Below are 17196 nucleotides of genomic sequence, written 5' to 3' on the forward strand. Positions count from 1 at the left end.
TGAAATAGAATGTTTCAATCATGTTAAAAAATAAAAACAAAATCTGAAAAATATTTTTGGCGAATAGATGAATATTTTCATTAACGCGACCCATTGCAAGATCCAAAAAAATAGCGATCAATTTCACCCTAAAAAATCAACGCCTTTTTCACTGAATTAACACCTTTCAACAAAACAAACAGCTATTCACAAAACGATCTTAACAGCTTGTTAAAATCACGGTAAAATACTGATTAAGAAAACACCATTATGTTCATTTCTTGTCAAAATTGTAAAAAAGAAGTTAACAAGGAGTATTACAACAAAAGAAATATGAACTTTTAAGCGTTATAAACCGTATATCATTAACATCATCTTTTTTAAATTTTAACTTTACTTGTAATAATATAAAATGAAGATGCTCTTTTCGGATTTGTTTATTTCTCTCCGAATAGATTTATTTGTAGTACCACTTTGAAAATTATTTGAATTCAAAGGGTATCCTTTTACATAAAAATCGTATTAATAAGTAAAGGGATTTGATTCTAAACTCTGCTGATTTGAAAATTGAAGATCAAAATAAAGAAGGGCTGTCTATACTGCTGGTGGAGGATAATTTTCTAAATCAGAAAATTACGACGTACAATCTGCGGAAGTATAACCACAAAGTTTCTATTGCCAACAACGGTTTAGAAGCTGTGAATCTTTTCAAAGAGAAGAAATTTGATTTGATTCTGATGGATATTATGATGCCGGTAATGGACGGATTGGAAGCAACCAGGGAGATTAGGAAAATTGAAAAAGCAAATAAACTGAGTGAATATACTCCGATTATCGCTGTTACTGCCAATACACTCGACAACGACCGTGAAAAATGTCTTTCGTGGGGAATGGATGAATTCATTGCCAAACCCTTTGATATGAATCAGCTGAATGAGATTTTACTGAGTCTCAAGATTGTCTGATTATTGTTTTCCTCCCTTCATTCACTAACTTTACCTGGTAAAGAATCCCTTATATTATGAGCGACTTTATTGATCTCAGGGGCAGTCAGGTTTCTGAAACCGAACGTGAATTTGATAATAAGTTACGTCCGCTTCGCTTCAACGACTTTAAAGGACAGGCTAAGATTGTTGAAAACCTGCAGGTATTTGTAAAAGCTGCGCTCATGCGGGGGGATGCACTTGATCATGTTTTGTTGCACGGCCCTCCCGGACTCGGAAAAACTACCCTCTCAAATATTCTGGCTAACGAACTCGGCGTTAATCTTAAATTGACGTCCGGGCCGGTGTTGGATAAACCTGGCGATTTAGCCGGATTACTAACCAACCTTGAAGCAAACGATGTACTGTTTATCGATGAAATTCACCGGCTGAGTCCTGTGGTTGAAGAATATCTTTATTCGGCAATGGAAGATTACCGAATCGATATCATGATCGATAAAGGACCGAGTGCCCGTTCCATTCAGCTCGAATTAAATCCGTTTACCTTGATCGGTGCCACTACACGCTCTGGTTTATTGACAAGTCCGCTGCGTGCTCGTTTTGGAATTAACTGTCACCTGGAATATTACGATACTGCTATTTTAACGGGCATTGTTGAACGTTCAGCTTCCATACTGAATGTTCCTATCAATCGCGAAGCGGCACTTGAAATAGCCTCACGAAGCCGTGGTACGCCGCGAATCGTGAACGCTCTCCTTCGTAGGGTACGTGACTTTGCCATGGTGAAGGGAAACGGCGAAATTGACATCGAAATTACGCGTTTTGGCCTCGAAGCACTCAATATTGATAAGCACGGCCTCGATGAGATGGATAACCGCATTCTGACAACCATTATCGACAAGTTTAAAGGCGGACCGGTTGGAATCAGTACCATTGCCACTGCCGTTGGTGAAGATGGCGGAACCATTGAGGAAGTGTATGAACCCTTCTTGATTAAGGAAGGATTTTTAAAACGAACGCCGCGTGGACGCGAAGCTACAGAGCTTGCATACAACCACCTGGGCAGAGCGAAAATTGACGGAGACAATCCATCGTTGTTCTAAAAATAAAAAGGCCGGTACTACTAAATACCGGCCTTCATTTTGTCTTTTTATCTCGTGTCAACTATTTCTTAACCGGGACAATCTCGAAAAGCTTTGGCCATAGTTTTCCGGTAACGTAAATAGCGTTGGTTTTAGCGTCCCAGGCAATTCCGTTCAGCACATCAATCGGTTTATTTTCGTCGCGGTACATTACACTCAATAGACCTGTCAAATCAAGCCTTCCGAGCACTTTTCCGTTGTTAGGATCAATTCGGACAATGGTGTTTGTCGTCCAGACGTTGGCCCAAATTTCTCCGTTAATATACTCCAACTCATTCAAGTATTTAACAGGGCCTTTGTCGTCATAAACGCTTATTGTTTTTAAAACTTGTTGATTTTCCGGATTCAGAAAGCGCAGGTTTTCGGTACCATCACTCATGATGAGATTTGTACCGTCGTTGGTCATCCCCCAGCCTTCTTTGGCTTCGTAATGCCATTGTCCGGTTTTATCGAATGTTTTCGCATCGTAAATAAAGCCTGTTTGGGCTTTGTAAGTAAGCTGATAAAGCTTATTGTCGAGAATAGTAATGCCTTCGCCAAAGTATTTTTTATCCAGCTTTTTCTCCTGCAGTATTTTTCCGGTTTTCAACACTTGTTTGGCAATTACCGACTGCCCTTTTTCACCGGTTCCTTCGTATAAGTAGCCGTTGTGTATTAGCAAACCTTCGATGAAAAACTTGGTGTTGTGCGGATAAGTGGCGTTGATTTTGTATGAGTAATCAACTGGTTTAGTATCCGAAACCACCGTAAAATCGCTGTAGTTTTCGCCGGTTACACTATCGGTTTTTATGGCGGTAACTTTTATGGAATGCTTGCCCATCGCCATTTCGTTCGTCGAAACTTTAATTTCGTTTTCAAGCGTCTTGCCACTGAAATAACTTTTCCCGTCCACTTCCACCTTGATGTTTTGGATGGTACCGTTCTTTACGTTGGTTCTTGTTTTTATGGTAATGGGAGTTCCCTGCGGGTAGTATTTGCTTTTCGGTAGAATTTCGATAGCTGTTACCGGCTTGCGGGAACGCTTCGGAGTGCTCGAACATTGAAATAAAAGAATTCCTGTCAACGACAGGGTTAATGTGAGAACAGCTAACTTTTTCATCATATCAACTGGTAAACAAACAACGAAATTTAAAAATGGTAATGGTCTGCGACAAATTTTCAAAATTTTCGGCAGTTATTAACAATTTTGACGGATTTATTAAAATTGCTTCACGTGGAACGCTCGTGTTGACTGCTTTCCACGGTAATGAAGTGTCAACAATTCATGTGAATAAATACGGTTGAGCAATACTCTAAAAATTTTTGCGCTTTCTTTCAAAGTCTCTTCGATGTACAACGTCTAACCTTATATTTGTAAAAGTAAAATAATTCACCGTTAATAAAGCACCGATTTGAGCGCACTTAAAAAACTAGCCGGAGAAACCGTCATCTATGGTGGTTCGAGTATCATTGGACGATTTCTTAACTGGTGGTTGGTTCCCTTCTATACCCGGATGTTTGCTCCGGAACAATACGGTATTGTTAGCAACGTGTATGCGTATGTAGCATTTTTGCTGATTTTGCTAACCTACGGGATGGAAACTTCTTTTTTCCGGTTTGCCGGGAAAAGCAAAAAGCCCGATGAAGTTTATACCACTACCCTTATTTCTCTGTTCGTTACTTCGGTTTCGTTTGTGCTGGCGGTTTTTGTCTTTTCAGGAAATATAGCCGCGTGGATGGAATATCCCGGTCACCCGGAATATATCCGTTGGATGGGATTAACGGTGGCGCTCGATGCTTTTACCTCCATTCCGTTTGCACGGCTTCGTTTGAACAGCAGGCCCGTGAGGTTTGCCATTGTGAAATTAACCGGAATAGCGGTGAATATTGGATTGAATATTTTCCTGATTTATTACTGCCCTAAGATTATCGATACCAATCCTGATTCCATTTTCCGGTATATCTACAATCCTCACATCGGAATTGGTTACGTGTTCATTGCCAATTTGATTTCATCAGCGATTATGTTAGTGATGCTATTTCCCGATTTCATCGGAAAGAAAATGGTTTTCGACAAAAGTTTGCTCCTCCAGATGCTTCGGTATGGTTGGCCCTTGCTTATTGTCGGGCTGGCAGGAATGGCAAACCAAAACATTGAAAAGATATTGATGCCGAAGTTGTTGCCGGAATCGGTCGATGGTTTGCAGCAACTGGGAATTTATGCCGCCAACTTTAAGCTGGCCGTGTTAATGAATTTGTTTATCCAGGCATTCCGCTATTCCTTCGAGCCATTTTTCTTCTCGCACTACAAAGGAGAAGATTCGAAGATGACTTATGCCCTGGTGATGAAATATTTTGTGATTTTCGGATTGACGATCTTTTTGGGCGTGATGCTTTATCTCGGCATTGCCAAGTATTTTATTGGTTCGCGGTATTACGACGGGTTGAAGATTGTTCCCTTCATTTTGATGGGATACTTCTTCCAGGGAATATTTTATACACTGTCGTTGTGGTACAAACTGACTGATAAAACTAGTTATGGTGCCAAGCTTGCACTTCTGGGCGCGGTCGTTACCATTGGGTTGAACGTGTTGTTTATTCCGGCGTTGGGATATATGGCGTCGGCGCTGGCATTTTTAGTGGCGTCAATTGTGATGACTGTCGCTTCTTATTTTCTTGGACAAAAGCACTTTCCGGTTAAATATGATCTGAAGCGGGTGACACTTTATTTTGTGGTCGCACTCATTCTTTATTTCATTGGAGTGAACATCAACGTATCGAATGTTGTCATTCATTATGTTCTTCGGACAATTGTTATTCTTGTTTTCCTTGGTTTTGTGGTTTTCAAAGAAAAAAGGGAACTGAAACGTTTGTTTGTTTAGGACTTGACAAGGCAAAACATTTTTTAACTAATTGGTTTCGCTTAAGTTTTATATCTTAGCGAGTTAAATACCGAAATGAACATATGGAAGTGAAAATTGTGAATCATTCAGGACACCCTCTGCCACATTACAGTACCGAACATTCAGCCGGTATGGATTTGAGGGCCAACCTGAAACAAGATATTGTTTTAAAACCTCTTGAACGTACGCTTGTTCCGACCGGACTTTTTATTGAACTCCCGGTAGGATATGAAGCGCAGGTTCGTCCACGCAGCGGTCTTGCCGTAAAAAAAGGTATTACCGTACTGAATTCTCCTGGAACCATTGATGCTGATTACCGTGGAGAAATTCAGGTTATCCTCATTAATCTTTCCTCCGAAGAATTTGTTATTTCCGATGGCGAGCGTATTGCTCAAATGGTTATCGCTCAGCACGAAAAAGTGGAATGGGTGAAAGTGACTGAATTGGTTGAAACAGTTCGCGGTGAAGGCGGATTCGGGCACACCGGAAAAAATTAAATTATACACAGGCACACGGTGCTATTAATTAACACCATGATTAGAAAAAATTCGATTACCTATTGGGTTTTGTTTCTGGCCCTCGTTGGTTTGTCATCTTGTGCAACAACGAAAAAAGTGGCGCAAAAAGCTCCTGAAAGAAAGGTGGCTCAGGATACAACCCATGTTACCAAAAATCAGGAACGGGAATTTCAATATTTGCTAATTGAAGGTTTAAAACAGAAAGCGTTGGGAAATCTTGATAAGGCTATCCCGATTTTCTCACGTTGTCTGGAAATTGATCCTTCCTCTTCGACAGCTATGTTCGAACTGGCTAATATTCATATTGCCAAAGGCGATTTTACCAGCGCCATGCTGTTGCTCGAAAAAGCAGTTGCCAACAATCCTGAAAATGAATATTACCATTTGATGTTGGCTCGCGTTTATCAGCAAAATAAGCAATTCGATAAGGCGGCTGACCAATATGGACAGTTGGCCATTCTGGTTCCCGGAAACGACGATTACAAATATTATCATGCTTCGTTATTGGCGCAAGCTGGCAAATACGAAGATGCGTTAAAAGCCTTTGATGTGCTTCAGCAGTCAACTGGTCCGCTTGAGCAAATTGCGGTAGCTAAACAACAGCTTTACCTCAAGATGGGGAAAAAGAAGGAAGCTTTCGATGAGATTAAAGGGCTGATCAAAACGAATCCGAAAGATACGCGCTACTTCGGTTTGTTGGCTGATATGTACCTGGCGGAAGGCGACAGTGCAAAAGCATTGGAGAACTACCATAAAATTTTGCAAATAGAGCCGGATAATGGTTTTGTTCAAATTTCTCTGGCCAATTACTATCGCGAAAGCGGAAAACCGGATCAAGCATACAACCATTTGTTGATGGCATTCAAAAATCCGAACCTGGATGTGGATACCAAGATTCAAATGTATGTGATGATTGTTCAGAAGGATAATCGCAAAGTATCCGACGAGCAGGAACTCGAGTTGTTGAAGGCGATGATGAACGCCAATATGGATGACGAGCGTCCCCGTGCGATGTATGTTGAATACCTTGTTCAGCACAATGAGATTGAAAAGGCACGCGATCAGATGCGCATCGTGGTTGGCATGAACAAAGACAACATCCGGTATTGGCAGCGTCTGCTTTTCCTGGACAATAATCTGCAGGACTGGAAAGCCATGTACACCGACGGTGACGACGCGCTTAAATATTTTCCCAGTCAGCCTCTGCTTTATGTAATGAAAGCGGTTGGCGCGTTACAGATGGAAAAGTACAAGGACGTTATTTCTATTTTGGACAAGGGACAGCAATATGTTGGCGACAACAATCAGTTGAGTTCGCAATTCTATATGTACCGTGCTGAAGCATTGTACAAAATGAAGGACCTGAAGAAGTCGTACGCCATGTTCAACAAGGTTGTTCAGCTCGATCCGACGAACTACACGGCCATGAATAACTACGCGTATTATCTTTCGTTACGGAGCGATAGTTTGCAGTTGGCTGAAAAGTTGAGCGGTAAAGTGGTACAAGCCAATCCCGACAATGCCACGTTCCTGGATACATACGCATGGGTGCTTTTCAAGCAGAAAGATTACAAACTGGCCAAGTTTTATATGGAGTCAGCCATTCGGAATGATAATGGTAAAAATCCGGTATTATTCGAACACTATGGCGATATTCTGTATTATCTGGATGAAAAGGACAAAGCCCTGGAGAATTGGAAGAAGTCGGAAGAAATGGGGAATGACTCACCTACGCTGAAAGAGAAAATTAAGAAGAAAACCTACATCGAAGAAAATCCAAATTGACCGTGTTAAAGATTAGCAGGAGAGTTGTATTCCGTTTTATTTGGGTGAGCATCATTGCAACACTTTTATTTTCATGTAAATCGACTGAAAAGGTTACGACGGCAAAAAAGATCAGGCACATGAGCTGCGGACGTATTTTGAAAAACGTTTCGGCGAATGAGCCTTCCTATGAAACTATGGCCGTAAAACGCGTTTCAGTTAATGTAGAGGCACAGGGTAAAAGTCATTCATTCAGAGCTTCGTACCGAATCAGGCGTGACAGTGTAATACAAATTAATGCGCTAAAAGCTACCATTCCGGTAGGCAAACTGGAAATTACTCCCGATACATTCCGGGCTGTTTATTATATTGACAGAGAATATTACGAAGGTGCTTTGAATTATTTGTCAAAGCGATTAGGGATGGACATTGGCTTCGATATGTTTGAAGCCATTTTTACCAACCAGCTTTTTTCGTTTCGAAATGATCCGAAAGATCGCGACTTCCGTGATTTTCACTGCGCTATCGATGATGGTATGTACCGGATTTCGTCGATGAAAGACCGAAAGCTCCGGAAGGTAATTCGCAAGGAAGAAAAGCTGGAGCGATATCGAAACCGTTTTGATGAAGAGCATTTAATCCGGCAAGATATTTATGTCGATCCGAATAGATTTGTCATACGGAAGCTGGTATTCAACGATATTGATTATAATCGTACGATGAGTCTGGATTTCTCGCATTTCGAAATGATCGACGGCCGTTGGTTTCCGGAAGAAATACATCTGGATTACCAGGGAAAGGAAAGTTACAAGGTGAAAGTGAAACTGAGCCGGATTTCGTTTGATGAGCCGGAATCTTTCAGATTTAGAATTCCATCGAAGTACAAACAAATATTGCTGAAGTAATATATGAACAGGTGTACGGGATTTGTAATAGCCGTGTTTTTCGTAATGGCAGGTGCTGTAACAGCTTCTGCCCAGTCTCTTTCTGACCTCAGGAAACAGAAGCAAAAAACAGCTGATGAGATCAAGTATACCAACCAATTGCTGGAAGAGACCAGCAAAAATGCCAAGAGTTCGCTCAACCGTTTGGCGCTGCTGAACAAGCAGATTAGGCTGCGTGCCCAACTGATTAGTGAAATCAATGGCGAAATTGCTTATCTCGATAGTTCTATTTCTGATAATGCTTTTGTCGTCAAAGGACTTACTTCCGATTTGAAGAATATCCGGGCCAACTATGCCCAGATGATCCGCTATGCCCGCCGAAATGCTGACGCGAACAGCAAGCTTTTATTCTTGTTGTCGGCCGAAGATTTCAACCAGGCTTACAAAAGGTTTCTGTATTTAAGACAGTATGCCGACTACCGCAAAAAACAGGTGGAAGCCATTGTAGCTGTGAAAGACATTCTTGACGCCAAGTTGGCTGATCTGGAAAAGCGACGGAAGGAAAAGGAAGAGATGCTGGAGCAGAAGCGGGATGAATCGCAGCAAATGCGAACTCAGAAGGTTCAGCAAAACCAGTATTACGCGAGTTTACAGAAAAAGCAGCGTGACCTGAAGAAAAAGCTGGAGCAACAACGGGAAGTAGAACAACGTCTTCAGAAAGAGATTGAGCGCATCATTGCCGAGGAGGCGAAAAAAAGTGCCGCTGAGAATAAGAAAGGCTTTAGCCTGACACCTGCCGAAAAAGAATTGTCTGCCGATTTTGGAAAAAATAAAGGGCGTTTCCCATGGCCGGTCGATCGGGGATTGATTACCGAAGAGTTTGGTGAACATCCGCATCCGGTACTGAAACGTGTAATGGTTCGTAACAATGGCATCGATATTACGACCAGTGCAGGCGAAAAGGCGCGGACTATATTCAGGGGAACCGTTTCGCGGGTGGTGGCCATACCAGGCGGCAACATGGCCGTAATTATCCGCCACGGAAATTACCTGACCGTTTATTCCAACCTGAGTGACGTGTTTGTTCGTGTGGGGCAAAAAGTGGAAACGAAACAGGAAATAGGGAAAGTATATACCGATCCGGGAGACAATAAAACTGTTCTGAAGTTTCAGATTTGGCACGAGAACAAAAAACAGAATCCCGAAGATTGGATTGTGAAAAAATAGTGACCACAAAAAAAGCTGTCTCTTTCAGGGACAGCTTGTCTATTTTATAGGTTGGCTACTCTTGTTAATCCCGGTAAATCGACGATTCGTATTTTCCTTCCATGAAGTTCGATCAATTGATCGTGTTTAAACTCGGAAAGAAGCCGAATAACCGATTCTGTCGCCGTGCCGACCATATTGGCCAACTCTTCCCGCGTAAGCGAAATTTGCAGCGTTTTATTGTCATCCAGGTCAAAATTGTCTTTCAGCAAAAGCAATACTTCAGCCAGACGTTCACGAACTGTTTTCTGTGCAATATCGGTGATGAAATCGTTGGCGTCCTTCAGTTCGGCACAAACAATGCGCAACATAGCTAGCGAGAACTTCGAGTTTTCATCAATCAGATACAGTAAGGTTTTATACGGAATGTGGCATAAAACGGCGTCTTCGATTACTTTGGCAGTGGTACACGCCGATTCCTGACTCAGTAATGAACGATAGGCGATAATATCTCCCTTCTTCACAAAACGGATGATCTGCTCTTTGCCGTCGATTCCGGTTTTATAAATTTTCAGAATTCCACGGGTGATACAGTAAAATCCGGTAAGCCGGTTACCTTCCCGATAGATTACGCTTCCCTTCTTGTAAAATGAACAGGTCTTTTCGTAATTCAACCTTTCCATTTCCTCAGGTGTTAACGTTTGAAAGAAACGGAATTTGGAAAGATCGGCCTCCTCCTCTATAGGTTCATTATAATTTCTCATTCTGAAAAAGCGATTGAATTGAATAGTTTTTAGATTTCGTAAATATACAATTTACGGTTCGAATAACTAAAAATGCTGGAATAACACTTAAAGCCTGATTATATGAAACATATGGTGGATTTAGCATGGCATGAAAACATGTTTTTCGACACGGTTTTAGACGGACACCGACTTATTATTGATGCTTCGGAAGAAAACGGCGGTTCGGACAAGGGACCTCGCCCGAAGAAACTCATGCTATTGGCGTTAGCAGGTTGTACTGCTATGGATGTGATATCGATGTTGCGAAAAATGAAAATTATACCCGATAAATTTAACGTAATAGTAGAAGCTAACGTGACCGATGAACATCCGAAAAAATACGATAAGATGCACGTGATTTACCAGTTTAGCGGAAAAGATCTTCCGTTGGCCAAACTGGAAAGAGCCGTTCAGTTATCTGAAGAAAAATATTGCGGAGTGAGCGCAGTATACCGCGACGCGGCTGAGATGAGTTCGGAGATACGAATTGTGTAAAAAATGGTTATACCAACAATAGAGAGAAGGGATATACAAAAAGGATGGACCAACGAACAGTGGTTCTTTAAGCTGATGACCATCTGCGATTATAAAGCGGAGAATCAGTCGGAGTCCTTTCATTTGCATGATTATTATTCAGTTTTCTGGATAAAAACCGGCGAAGTGGTCCATGCGACCGATTTTGTGGAATATACCCTGGCGGGCAACACCATTTTGTTTGTTCCGCCAGGCATCCGCCACCGGATGATTTTGGATAAATACGCCGATGGAGTCACCTTTATTTTTAATGAAGAATTTGTTCGCATGAATTACGACTCCAATATTCCAGTTCGCGAATACGAGATATTCTTTAACCAAACATTTAAGAGCCTGGTAACGCTTACCGACGAAGACATTCCGGCTTTCGGGATGATTGTGGACAAACTGATGAAGGAGTATAACCGGCACGATAAGTTTTCCCGCAGTATTGTCCTTAATCTGTTGAACCTGTTTTTCCTGGAAGCATCCCGCCTTTACGAGCAGCAAAACAGGAAGGAAGAGGTAGAACCCGGTGACGCTCCCAATTCGTCCATCATTGAGTTTAAAACGTTAATCGATAAACACTACCGTGAAGAGAAGGGTGTAGCCTTTTATGCCGAAAAACTGAACATGCAGCCTTCGTGCCTCAACAATGTAACTCGTCGCACTTCCGGAATTACGGCCGGCGAGATGATTAGGAACCGCATCATCACCGAAGTCAAGCGACTTTTGTTTAGCACCGATTTGTCCATTAAAGAAATTGGTATTGAAATGGGATTCGATGATCCGGCCTATTTCAGCCGTTTTTTTAAGAAGTATACCGGTACTTCCCTCTCCGATTTCAGAGAACGCTCGCGTAAAAAGTACAAGTAAAATATATTTTTGTCCATTTACTGAAATACCAGTCAGTTATACCTTTGTATTGTGATTCAATTAAAAACCAAAAATTGACAATTATGAAAATGAAGGTAAATAAACTGGCTGTAGTTCTGGCCTTACTTATGGGAGTCTCAGCTCCCGTGTTTGCTCAATCGTATCAAGTCGATACAAACGCAAGTACCATTAAATGGACCGGTAAGAAAGTGACCGGAAGCCACCACGGAACCATTGCTTTTAAAGAGGGCAACCTGGAAATAAAAGACAACCAGTTGGTTGGTGGTAATCTGGTAGTGGATATGACTTCCATGAAAGATTTAGATTTAACTGATCCGGAATGGAATAAGAAATTGATTGGGCATCTCCATTCAGACGATTTCTTTAGTGTAGAGAAGTATCCTGTTTCGAGATTGGTTATTAAAAAGGTAGAATCCAAAGGCGGAAAACTGTATCATGTAACCGGAGACTTGACTATCAAGGGAATTACCAAGCCTGTTGGATTTGATTCGAATATTTCGGTAAACGGAAATAAACTGGAAGCTACCGGTACGATGCCGGTAGACAGAACGAAATACGGAATCAAATATGGTTCCGGTTCATTCTTTTCCAATCTGGGAGACAAGATGATTGACGATGTATTCACCCTTGAATTCAGTTTGGAAGCCAATCAGCAGCCGGACTAACGCTCAAAAAGCAGAAAGGAAATTATCATGCAAAAAGTAATTCACAGGGCTGAAACCCGAGGGCACTTTGATCACGGGTGGCTCAATACCTGGCACTCATTCAGTTTTGCGGACTATTATAATCCCGACCGTATTCAGTTTGGTTTGCTTCGGGTGCTAAACGATGACATTGTAAAACCCGGAATGGGCTTTGGAACTCATCCACACAACAATATGGAAATCATCACTATTCCGCTGGAGGGGCAATTGGAACACCGCGACAGTATGGGAAATGGTTCCGTCATCGAAGCGGGTGAAGTACAGGTAATGACAGCCGGTTCGGGAATTACGCACTCTGAGTTCAATCCTTCGAAAGATACGGAAGTGAATTTGCTGCAAATCTGGGTTTTTCCGCGCGAGCGGAATTTAACACCGAGGTACGACCAAAAACGCTTCGATACTTCGAAAATGAAAAATGAATTCCTGACAGTGGTAACGCCCGATGGAGCCGATGAGTCATTGTTTGTTCACCAGGATGCCTGGTTTTCACTTGCCGAAACGGACGATGGCAAAGAAATGGAATACCAAATGCATTCCGGCAACAGTGGCGTATATCTTTTCGTGATTGACGGAGAACTGGAAGTGGATGGAGATACGCTGAAAAGCCGCGATGGAATAGGTATTTACGATACTTCGGAATTCTCGGTGAAGAGTTTGCAACCGGCCAGGTTTCTCATTATGGAAATTCCGATGAACTAAAATTTTGAAATTTTCCGAAAAGGCTTTGCCCTTTTTATATGAAGCTCGTTCGTTGTACCTTTAGTGGAAACAAAATCAAGAGGTATGCGAAAAGTGGCTTTGATTACCGGAAGCGCCAAGCGCATCGGACGGGCTGTTGCTTTGCATCTGGCTCAGTCAGGATGGGACTTGGCGCTTCATTTTCATCATTCGGAGACGGAGGCGGCTGAGTTAAAGAGAGAGTTAAAACACATCAACAGTCACGGTACCTATCGCCTGTTTCAGGCCGACCTGAATCATGTTCCGGATGCGGAGAATTTGATTTCGAATGTGATTAGTGCTTTTGCCCGACTCGATTTGCTGGTGAACAATGCTTCCGTTTTTCAGCCTGGCACTATCAAAGAAACCTCTACCATGATGTTGCAGCGTAATCTGCAGGTGAATTTCGTGGCTCCTTTCATACTCACGATGGAATTCGCGAACCATGCCGACAATGGTGTGATCATTAATTTGGTCGATACCCGGATAAAGAAGAACAATTCCTCTCATGCTGCTTATAGTTTATCGAAAAAAGTACTTTGGGAACTAACGAAAATGAGTGCACTGGAACTGGCACCGGCATTCCGCGTAAACGCTATTGCTCCCGGTGCTGTTCTTCCTCCGGAAGGAAAAGATGATGCTTACCTGAATAATTTGTCCGAGAGAACACCAATGAAAGAGGCTGCCGGTTTGAAGCCGGTTTTACAAAGCCTTTCCTATATACTGGAAAATGAAAATCTGACCGGCCAGGTTTTGTTCTGCGATAGTGGTGAGCAATTGCTTTAACTTTTCACTGATCATTTTGTTTTTATTTACCGAAGTGCTAATTTTTAGCCTGCTAACTTAGATTCCCCTTTTTATGGCCCTGATACGCATCAAAGATCTGCTCATACGCACCATCATCGGATTTAATCCCGACGAACGGAAGAATCGTCAGGATGTACTGATTAACATCGAGATAGAAGTCGACACCCAAAAGGCGATAGAAACCGACGAACCAGATGGTATCTACGATTATAAAGCCATCACGAAACAGGTGATAAGCCTGGTGCAGGAGAGCCAGTTCAATCTGCTGGAAAAATTGACGCACACAATTCTTTCCCTTATTATGAAAGATGAGCGGGTAAAACGCGCTCGCGTTGAAGTAGACAAACCTCATGCCCTTCGTTTTGCTGAATCGGTTTCCGTTGTAATGGAGGAAAAAAGATGAGCGAAATGAATACTTGCGTAGTTGGTGTCGGTTCGAATATTCAGCCGGAAGAGAATATCAGGGAAGCACTTCGCATTTTGGAAGAAGAGCAGACACTTCTATCGGTGTCGGCGATGGTGGAAACCGAACCCATTGGTGTCACTGCTCAGCCGGCTTTCATCAACGGTGCCGTTAAGGTTTCGACTTCGATGGCGCAAGAAGAATTTTCGGTTTATCTGAAAAATATTGAAGATCGGTTGAAACGGGACCGTACACAGCCCCGCTTCGGACCCAGAACCATTGACCTTGATGTAGTTGTATGGAACGGTAAAGTAGTCGATCGCGATTATTATACTCGTCAATTTCTAAAGAACGCTGTCGATGAAGTGCTCTGAATCAAAACCAATCTTATGTTTTTTAGCTTAGAAAAGCAGCCGCTTTACTGAATACCTGCCGAAAACTTTCGTCTACGTCTTTTGCAATTCCATTATTACTTACCGGAAAAGGATTTTCGTGACTGTATGGAAACGGAAAATCCAGGACTTCCATCGGAACCGGAATACTTCCTTTCCTTCCATGAAGAGTCCGGTCGATGGCATCCGGCGGCATAACTTTGTCTTTTGCCAATGCAATGGAATAAATCTGTTGATTGTATTTTTTAAAAAAATGTTCTCTTTTCCGTTTCTTTTTTTCAATCCGTAACATGGTCACGAATGATTTCCACATCTCGCGAAAGCGGAGAATACCGTACATTTTCAGAATAGCGCGTATTTCCCGGTTTCGCTTGTGGAAAAACATCTGGCGCAACGTGAAAAAAGCCTGGTTGTCCATGATGTATTTCGAAGCTCCATTCATCTGGTCGAAAGTTGGACCGCCGCAAAACATGAATAGACGCGCATCTTTCAGCAATCCTTTGGGATTGGACAGGAAAAGAATTTCCGATAGAAAAGCTCCAATGGAATAAGCAAAGAAGTCTACTTTAGTTCCTTCCGGAAAGAGTTCATGTTCTCCATTCGTTATTTGTTTTAGCAAACTGACCACATCCTGGTAACTTTGCGCACCAGAAAGAAAAAACTGTTCGGGCCGCTCATCCAGCCTTGAACTTAGTGCAGCGTTCGCGAATGAAAGCTCTTTTAATTCCGCCGAGCTGGTTTTCCGTTCTTTCACCACCGAATTCATTTCCCGCGGATTGGTCCACTTTTTTGGCGAGCGGTTCATATGAAATGCAATGGGAAACAGAATAACAGCTTTTCGGGTGTGTTGGGCCAGGTAAAATGCCCACGAAAAATACTTATCCCAACTGCGCTCGTTGAGTCCGTGAAGCAACAAAATGGCTTCATCTGATTTTCGGTCTTTTTCAGGAATAAAAACCGGATACCAGAATTGGTCATTTTCGGGATAACTGGTTCCCAATAACTCATGGTTGCTTAATGAAGCAGGAAGCAAATCCTTCCAACTACGCTTTTTTCGGAATTCCGAACGAAACTGAAAATTCCGGATGCTCACCGGGCAACTTTCCAACTGAATTTCCGGCTTGTCATCCACAAAATTGGCGGCAATCATTTGTTGCATCTCAGCGTAGTCTCTTTTCATTGTATTTTCATGCGTGTTGATAATCAGTATTTTCAGTTGCAAGTTAGTTTAACGCATACACTTGTTGGCGGTGTTTTGGAGGCTTTGCCATCAATGCTTCGGATTTGGTATAGAATGCTCTTTTTCGGGATGAAATCTCGTATTTCGGGATAAAATATTAATGAAATTTTAGAAGTACACCGGGTTAAGTTGGCGGATGCTTTTCCCGATTTTGTGGATTTCGGCGTGAAGTGTAGTTTTGGGTCGAAAATCCGAAAGGAAAGCGACTCGGTTTCGGATCACGTAAGTAGAATATGTTTACTTTTAACAGCAGAAGAAATTAATCTTACCTTCCCTGTTTTATGGAAAGACCCAAAAGCATACCTGAATATTTCATCAGCAAGAGAAACATTTACGTTCAGATTGCCTTTACAACGGTTTTTGCCTACGCTTTTATCAATATATACGAACCGTTTGGCGCTGCTCACTGGTACGCTATCACCAAGTGGCAGTTTTTGCTTTACTCCGGATTACTAGTGTTGTTGGGTATGGTGGTGGTGATCGTCAGCCGGGTCATCATGTACCAGATTAATAAAGTACGCTCGGTTTCTATTTTGCAGTACAGTTGGATGGTAGCCGCTGAAATCTTAATTATGGCTGCCTTTTTTGCCCTCATCGAGGATTACGCGCTCGATGATTCGCGCACCTATGCTGAACTTTGGTTTATTGCCATCCAGAATACGGCCCTGATTCTCCTCATACCGTATGTTATCAGTTTGCTTTTCTTCGCTTTCCAGGAAAAGAAGATCAAGCTCGAAAACCTCACGTTCGATTATCTCCGAAAGCCGGCTATTGATTTTATTCCCTTCCGGGATGAAAACGGCGTGATGCGGCTGAGCCTCAAAAAAAGTGATCTGCTCTATCTCGAAGCCAGCGAAAATTATGTGTTGGTTCATTACCGTGTACGGAGTGAAATTAAGCAATACTTGTTGCGAAACAGTTTAAAAAAGCTGGAAAACGAGATGAAACCCCATCATATCTTACGTTGCCACCGTTCCTATATGGTGAATATTGAGCAGGTAAAAATGATGCAAAAAGGAAAGAAAGGTCTGGAACTTCATTTGAACGGACCGGAAAATTTAGTCATTCAGGTTTCGAAAACTTACGAACCTGTCATTATTGCCGAACTCGATCTGTTGCCTTCTGCCAGTCAATCTTTGTAGTTGGGCAGATGGCGTTTTTCATTCTCCAAGCCTTTTATTGCACGCCCTTTTATTCTCTTATAGAAAAGAACAAGAGAAGTGGAAATCTTTCTACTGTTCTTTTTCCATCTTTCTAAGTAGAAGTACTGATCACTTATAAGTAGAAGTTTTCAAAAAGAACAGTAGAAGTTTACGAACTTATACGTAGAAGTTTTTGCTGCCCGGTCAGACTTTCGTTTTTGGAAACAAAATTGATTTCCCAAGTACTGTGATGAAGAATTGGATTTAGGTTTTATGA

At 42.1% G+C, this 17196-nt stretch carries 18 protein-coding genes; 15 read left to right on the forward strand and 3 right to left on the reverse strand.

Features of this window, described 5'->3' with window-relative positions; translation table 11 throughout:
* The first annotated feature begins 539 nt into the window (after positions 1 to 539).
* Together AC060N_RS00005 and ruvB are read left to right on the forward strand one after the other, a co-directional pair.
* Positions 540 to 944, forward strand: a complete 405-nt coding sequence (locus AC060N_RS00005) for a response regulator (RefSeq protein WP_228492049.1) — start codon at positions 540 to 542, stop codon at positions 942 to 944.
* 56 nt (positions 945 to 1000) lie between these two features.
* The gene (gene ruvB / locus AC060N_RS00010) at positions 1001 to 2026 is read left to right on the forward strand and encodes a Holliday junction branch migration DNA helicase RuvB (RefSeq protein WP_479525367.1); all 1026 of its coding nucleotides are present in this window, start codon (positions 1001 to 1003) and stop codon (positions 2024 to 2026) included.
* Positions 2027 to 2087: 61 nt separating this feature from the next.
* Here ruvB and AC060N_RS00015 read toward each other — a convergent pair whose 3' ends face one another.
* Entirely contained in the window at positions 2088 to 3167 is a 1080-nt protein-coding gene (locus AC060N_RS00015) for a glutaminyl-peptide cyclotransferase (RefSeq protein WP_479525368.1), read from the reverse strand.
* A 289-nt stretch (positions 3168 to 3456) separates the two neighbouring features.
* On the opposite strand from AC060N_RS00015, the gene AC060N_RS00020 reads away from it, so the two are divergent.
* The 5 genes from AC060N_RS00020 (at position 3457) to AC060N_RS00040 (ending at position 9340) form a co-directional block, all read left to right on the forward strand.
* Complete coding sequence (locus tag AC060N_RS00020; protein ID WP_479525369.1) at positions 3457 to 4926, forward strand: lipopolysaccharide biosynthesis protein; 1470 nt, start codon at positions 3457 to 3459, stop codon at positions 4924 to 4926.
* 83 nt (positions 4927 to 5009) lie between these two features.
* Positions 5010 to 5444, forward strand: coding sequence for a dUTP diphosphatase (gene dut, locus AC060N_RS00025; RefSeq protein WP_479525370.1), 435 nt, complete (start codon positions 5010 to 5012; stop codon positions 5442 to 5444).
* Positions 5445 to 5480: 36 nt separating this feature from the next.
* A complete protein-coding gene (locus tag AC060N_RS00030; RefSeq protein WP_479525371.1) occupies positions 5481 to 7250 on the forward strand; it encodes a tetratricopeptide repeat protein in 1770 nt (589 codons plus the stop codon).
* Positions 7251 to 7294: 44 nt separating this feature from the next.
* Positions 7295 to 8134 carry a lipoprotein insertase outer membrane protein LolB1 gene (lolB1, locus tag AC060N_RS00035; protein ID WP_463229177.1) on the forward strand — a complete coding sequence of 280 codons (840 nt, stop codon included), beginning with the start codon at positions 7295 to 7297 and terminating at the stop codon, positions 8132 to 8134.
* Positions 8135 to 8137: 3 nt separating this feature from the next.
* On the forward strand, positions 8138 to 9340 hold the full coding sequence (locus AC060N_RS00040; protein WP_463228983.1) for a murein hydrolase activator EnvC family protein: 1203 nt from the start codon (positions 8138 to 8140) through the stop codon (positions 9338 to 9340).
* A gap of 44 nt (positions 9341 to 9384) precedes the next feature.
* Here the strand turns inward: AC060N_RS00040 and AC060N_RS00045 are convergent, their stop codons facing one another.
* The gene (locus AC060N_RS00045; RefSeq protein ID WP_153640802.1) at positions 9385 to 10083 is read right to left on the reverse strand and encodes a Crp/Fnr family transcriptional regulator; all 699 of its coding nucleotides are present in this window, start codon (positions 10081 to 10083) and stop codon (positions 9385 to 9387) included.
* Positions 10084 to 10185: 102 nt separating this feature from the next.
* Between AC060N_RS00045 and AC060N_RS00050 the strand changes: the two genes are divergently transcribed.
* The 7 genes from AC060N_RS00050 to folK all read left to right on the forward strand — a co-directional run bounded on the left by AC060N_RS00050 (position 10186) and on the right by folK (position 14519).
* Complete coding sequence (locus AC060N_RS00050; RefSeq protein ID WP_479525372.1) at positions 10186 to 10599, forward strand: OsmC family protein; 414 nt, start codon at positions 10186 to 10188, stop codon at positions 10597 to 10599.
* 3 nt (positions 10600 to 10602) lie between these two features.
* On the forward strand, positions 10603 to 11493 hold the full coding sequence (locus AC060N_RS00055; RefSeq protein ID WP_479525373.1) for a helix-turn-helix domain-containing protein: 891 nt from the start codon (positions 10603 to 10605) through the stop codon (positions 11491 to 11493).
* An 83-nt stretch (positions 11494 to 11576) separates the two neighbouring features.
* Positions 11577 to 12179: a YceI family protein gene (locus tag AC060N_RS00060; protein ID WP_479525374.1), complete on the forward strand. Its 603-nt coding sequence runs from the start codon at positions 11577 to 11579 to the stop codon at positions 12177 to 12179.
* Positions 12180 to 12206: 27 nt separating this feature from the next.
* Positions 12207 to 12917: a pirin family protein gene (locus AC060N_RS00065; RefSeq protein ID WP_479525375.1), complete on the forward strand. Its 711-nt coding sequence runs from the start codon at positions 12207 to 12209 to the stop codon at positions 12915 to 12917.
* Between the two features lie 84 nt (positions 12918 to 13001).
* The gene (locus tag AC060N_RS00070; protein WP_479525376.1) at positions 13002 to 13721 is read left to right on the forward strand and encodes an SDR family NAD(P)-dependent oxidoreductase; all 720 of its coding nucleotides are present in this window, start codon (positions 13002 to 13004) and stop codon (positions 13719 to 13721) included.
* Between the two features lie 73 nt (positions 13722 to 13794).
* Positions 13795 to 14145 carry a dihydroneopterin aldolase gene (locus AC060N_RS00075; protein ID WP_106540994.1) on the forward strand — a complete coding sequence of 117 codons (351 nt, stop codon included), beginning with the start codon at positions 13795 to 13797 and terminating at the stop codon, positions 14143 to 14145.
* Between the two features lie 5 nt (positions 14146 to 14150).
* Positions 14151 to 14519, forward strand: coding sequence for a 2-amino-4-hydroxy-6-hydroxymethyldihydropteridine diphosphokinase (folK, locus tag AC060N_RS00080; protein ID WP_479525377.1), 369 nt, complete (start codon positions 14151 to 14153; stop codon positions 14517 to 14519).
* A 22-nt stretch (positions 14520 to 14541) separates the two neighbouring features.
* Here folK and AC060N_RS00085 read toward each other — a convergent pair whose 3' ends face one another.
* On the reverse strand, positions 14542 to 15717 hold the full coding sequence (locus tag AC060N_RS00085) for a DUF6051 family protein (RefSeq protein ID WP_479525378.1): 1176 nt from the start codon (positions 15715 to 15717) through the stop codon (positions 14542 to 14544).
* A 341-nt stretch (positions 15718 to 16058) separates the two neighbouring features.
* On the opposite strand from AC060N_RS00085, the gene AC060N_RS00090 reads away from it, so the two are divergent.
* Positions 16059 to 16919, forward strand: coding sequence for a LytR/AlgR family response regulator transcription factor (locus tag AC060N_RS00090; RefSeq protein ID WP_479525379.1), 861 nt, complete (start codon positions 16059 to 16061; stop codon positions 16917 to 16919).
* Positions 16920 to 17196: the final 277 nt, after the last annotated feature.

Source organism: Prolixibacter sp. DSM 2831 (assembly GCF_056493735.1).

Bases quoted from the DNA above. Each gene is read 5' to 3' on its own strand.
- ruvB (WP_479525367.1), top strand. From the start codon at position 1,001: ATGAGCGACTTTATTGATCTCAGGGGCAGTCAGGTTTCTGAAACCGAA.
- AC060N_RS00015 (WP_479525368.1), bottom strand. From the start codon at position 3,167: ATGATGAAAAAGTTAGCTGTTCTCACATTAACCCTGTCGTTGACAGGA.
- dut (WP_479525370.1), top strand. From the start codon at position 5,010: ATGGAAGTGAAAATTGTGAATCATTCAGGACACCCTCTGCCACATTAC.
- AC060N_RS00030 (WP_479525371.1), top strand. From the start codon at position 5,481: ATGATTAGAAAAAATTCGATTACCTATTGGGTTTTGTTTCTGGCCCTC.
- AC060N_RS00040 (WP_463228983.1), top strand. From the start codon at position 8,138: ATGAACAGGTGTACGGGATTTGTAATAGCCGTGTTTTTCGTAATGGCA.
- AC060N_RS00045 (WP_153640802.1), bottom strand. From the start codon at position 10,083: ATGAGAAATTATAATGAACCTATAGAGGAGGAGGCCGATCTTTCCAAA.
- AC060N_RS00050 (WP_479525372.1), top strand. From the start codon at position 10,186: ATGAAACATATGGTGGATTTAGCATGGCATGAAAACATGTTTTTCGAC.
- AC060N_RS00055 (WP_479525373.1), top strand. From the start codon at position 10,603: ATGGTTATACCAACAATAGAGAGAAGGGATATACAAAAAGGATGGACC.
- AC060N_RS00060 (WP_479525374.1), top strand. From the start codon at position 11,577: ATGAAAATGAAGGTAAATAAACTGGCTGTAGTTCTGGCCTTACTTATG.
- AC060N_RS00065 (WP_479525375.1), top strand. From the start codon at position 12,207: ATGCAAAAAGTAATTCACAGGGCTGAAACCCGAGGGCACTTTGATCAC.
- AC060N_RS00070 (WP_479525376.1), top strand. From the start codon at position 13,002: ATGCGAAAAGTGGCTTTGATTACCGGAAGCGCCAAGCGCATCGGACGG.
- AC060N_RS00075 (WP_106540994.1), top strand. From the start codon at position 13,795: ATGGCCCTGATACGCATCAAAGATCTGCTCATACGCACCATCATCGGA.
- folK (WP_479525377.1), top strand. From the start codon at position 14,151: ATGAATACTTGCGTAGTTGGTGTCGGTTCGAATATTCAGCCGGAAGAG.
- AC060N_RS00085 (WP_479525378.1), bottom strand. From the start codon at position 15,717: ATGAAAAGAGACTACGCTGAGATGCAACAAATGATTGCCGCCAATTTT.
- AC060N_RS00090 (WP_479525379.1), top strand. From the start codon at position 16,059: ATGGAAAGACCCAAAAGCATACCTGAATATTTCATCAGCAAGAGAAAC.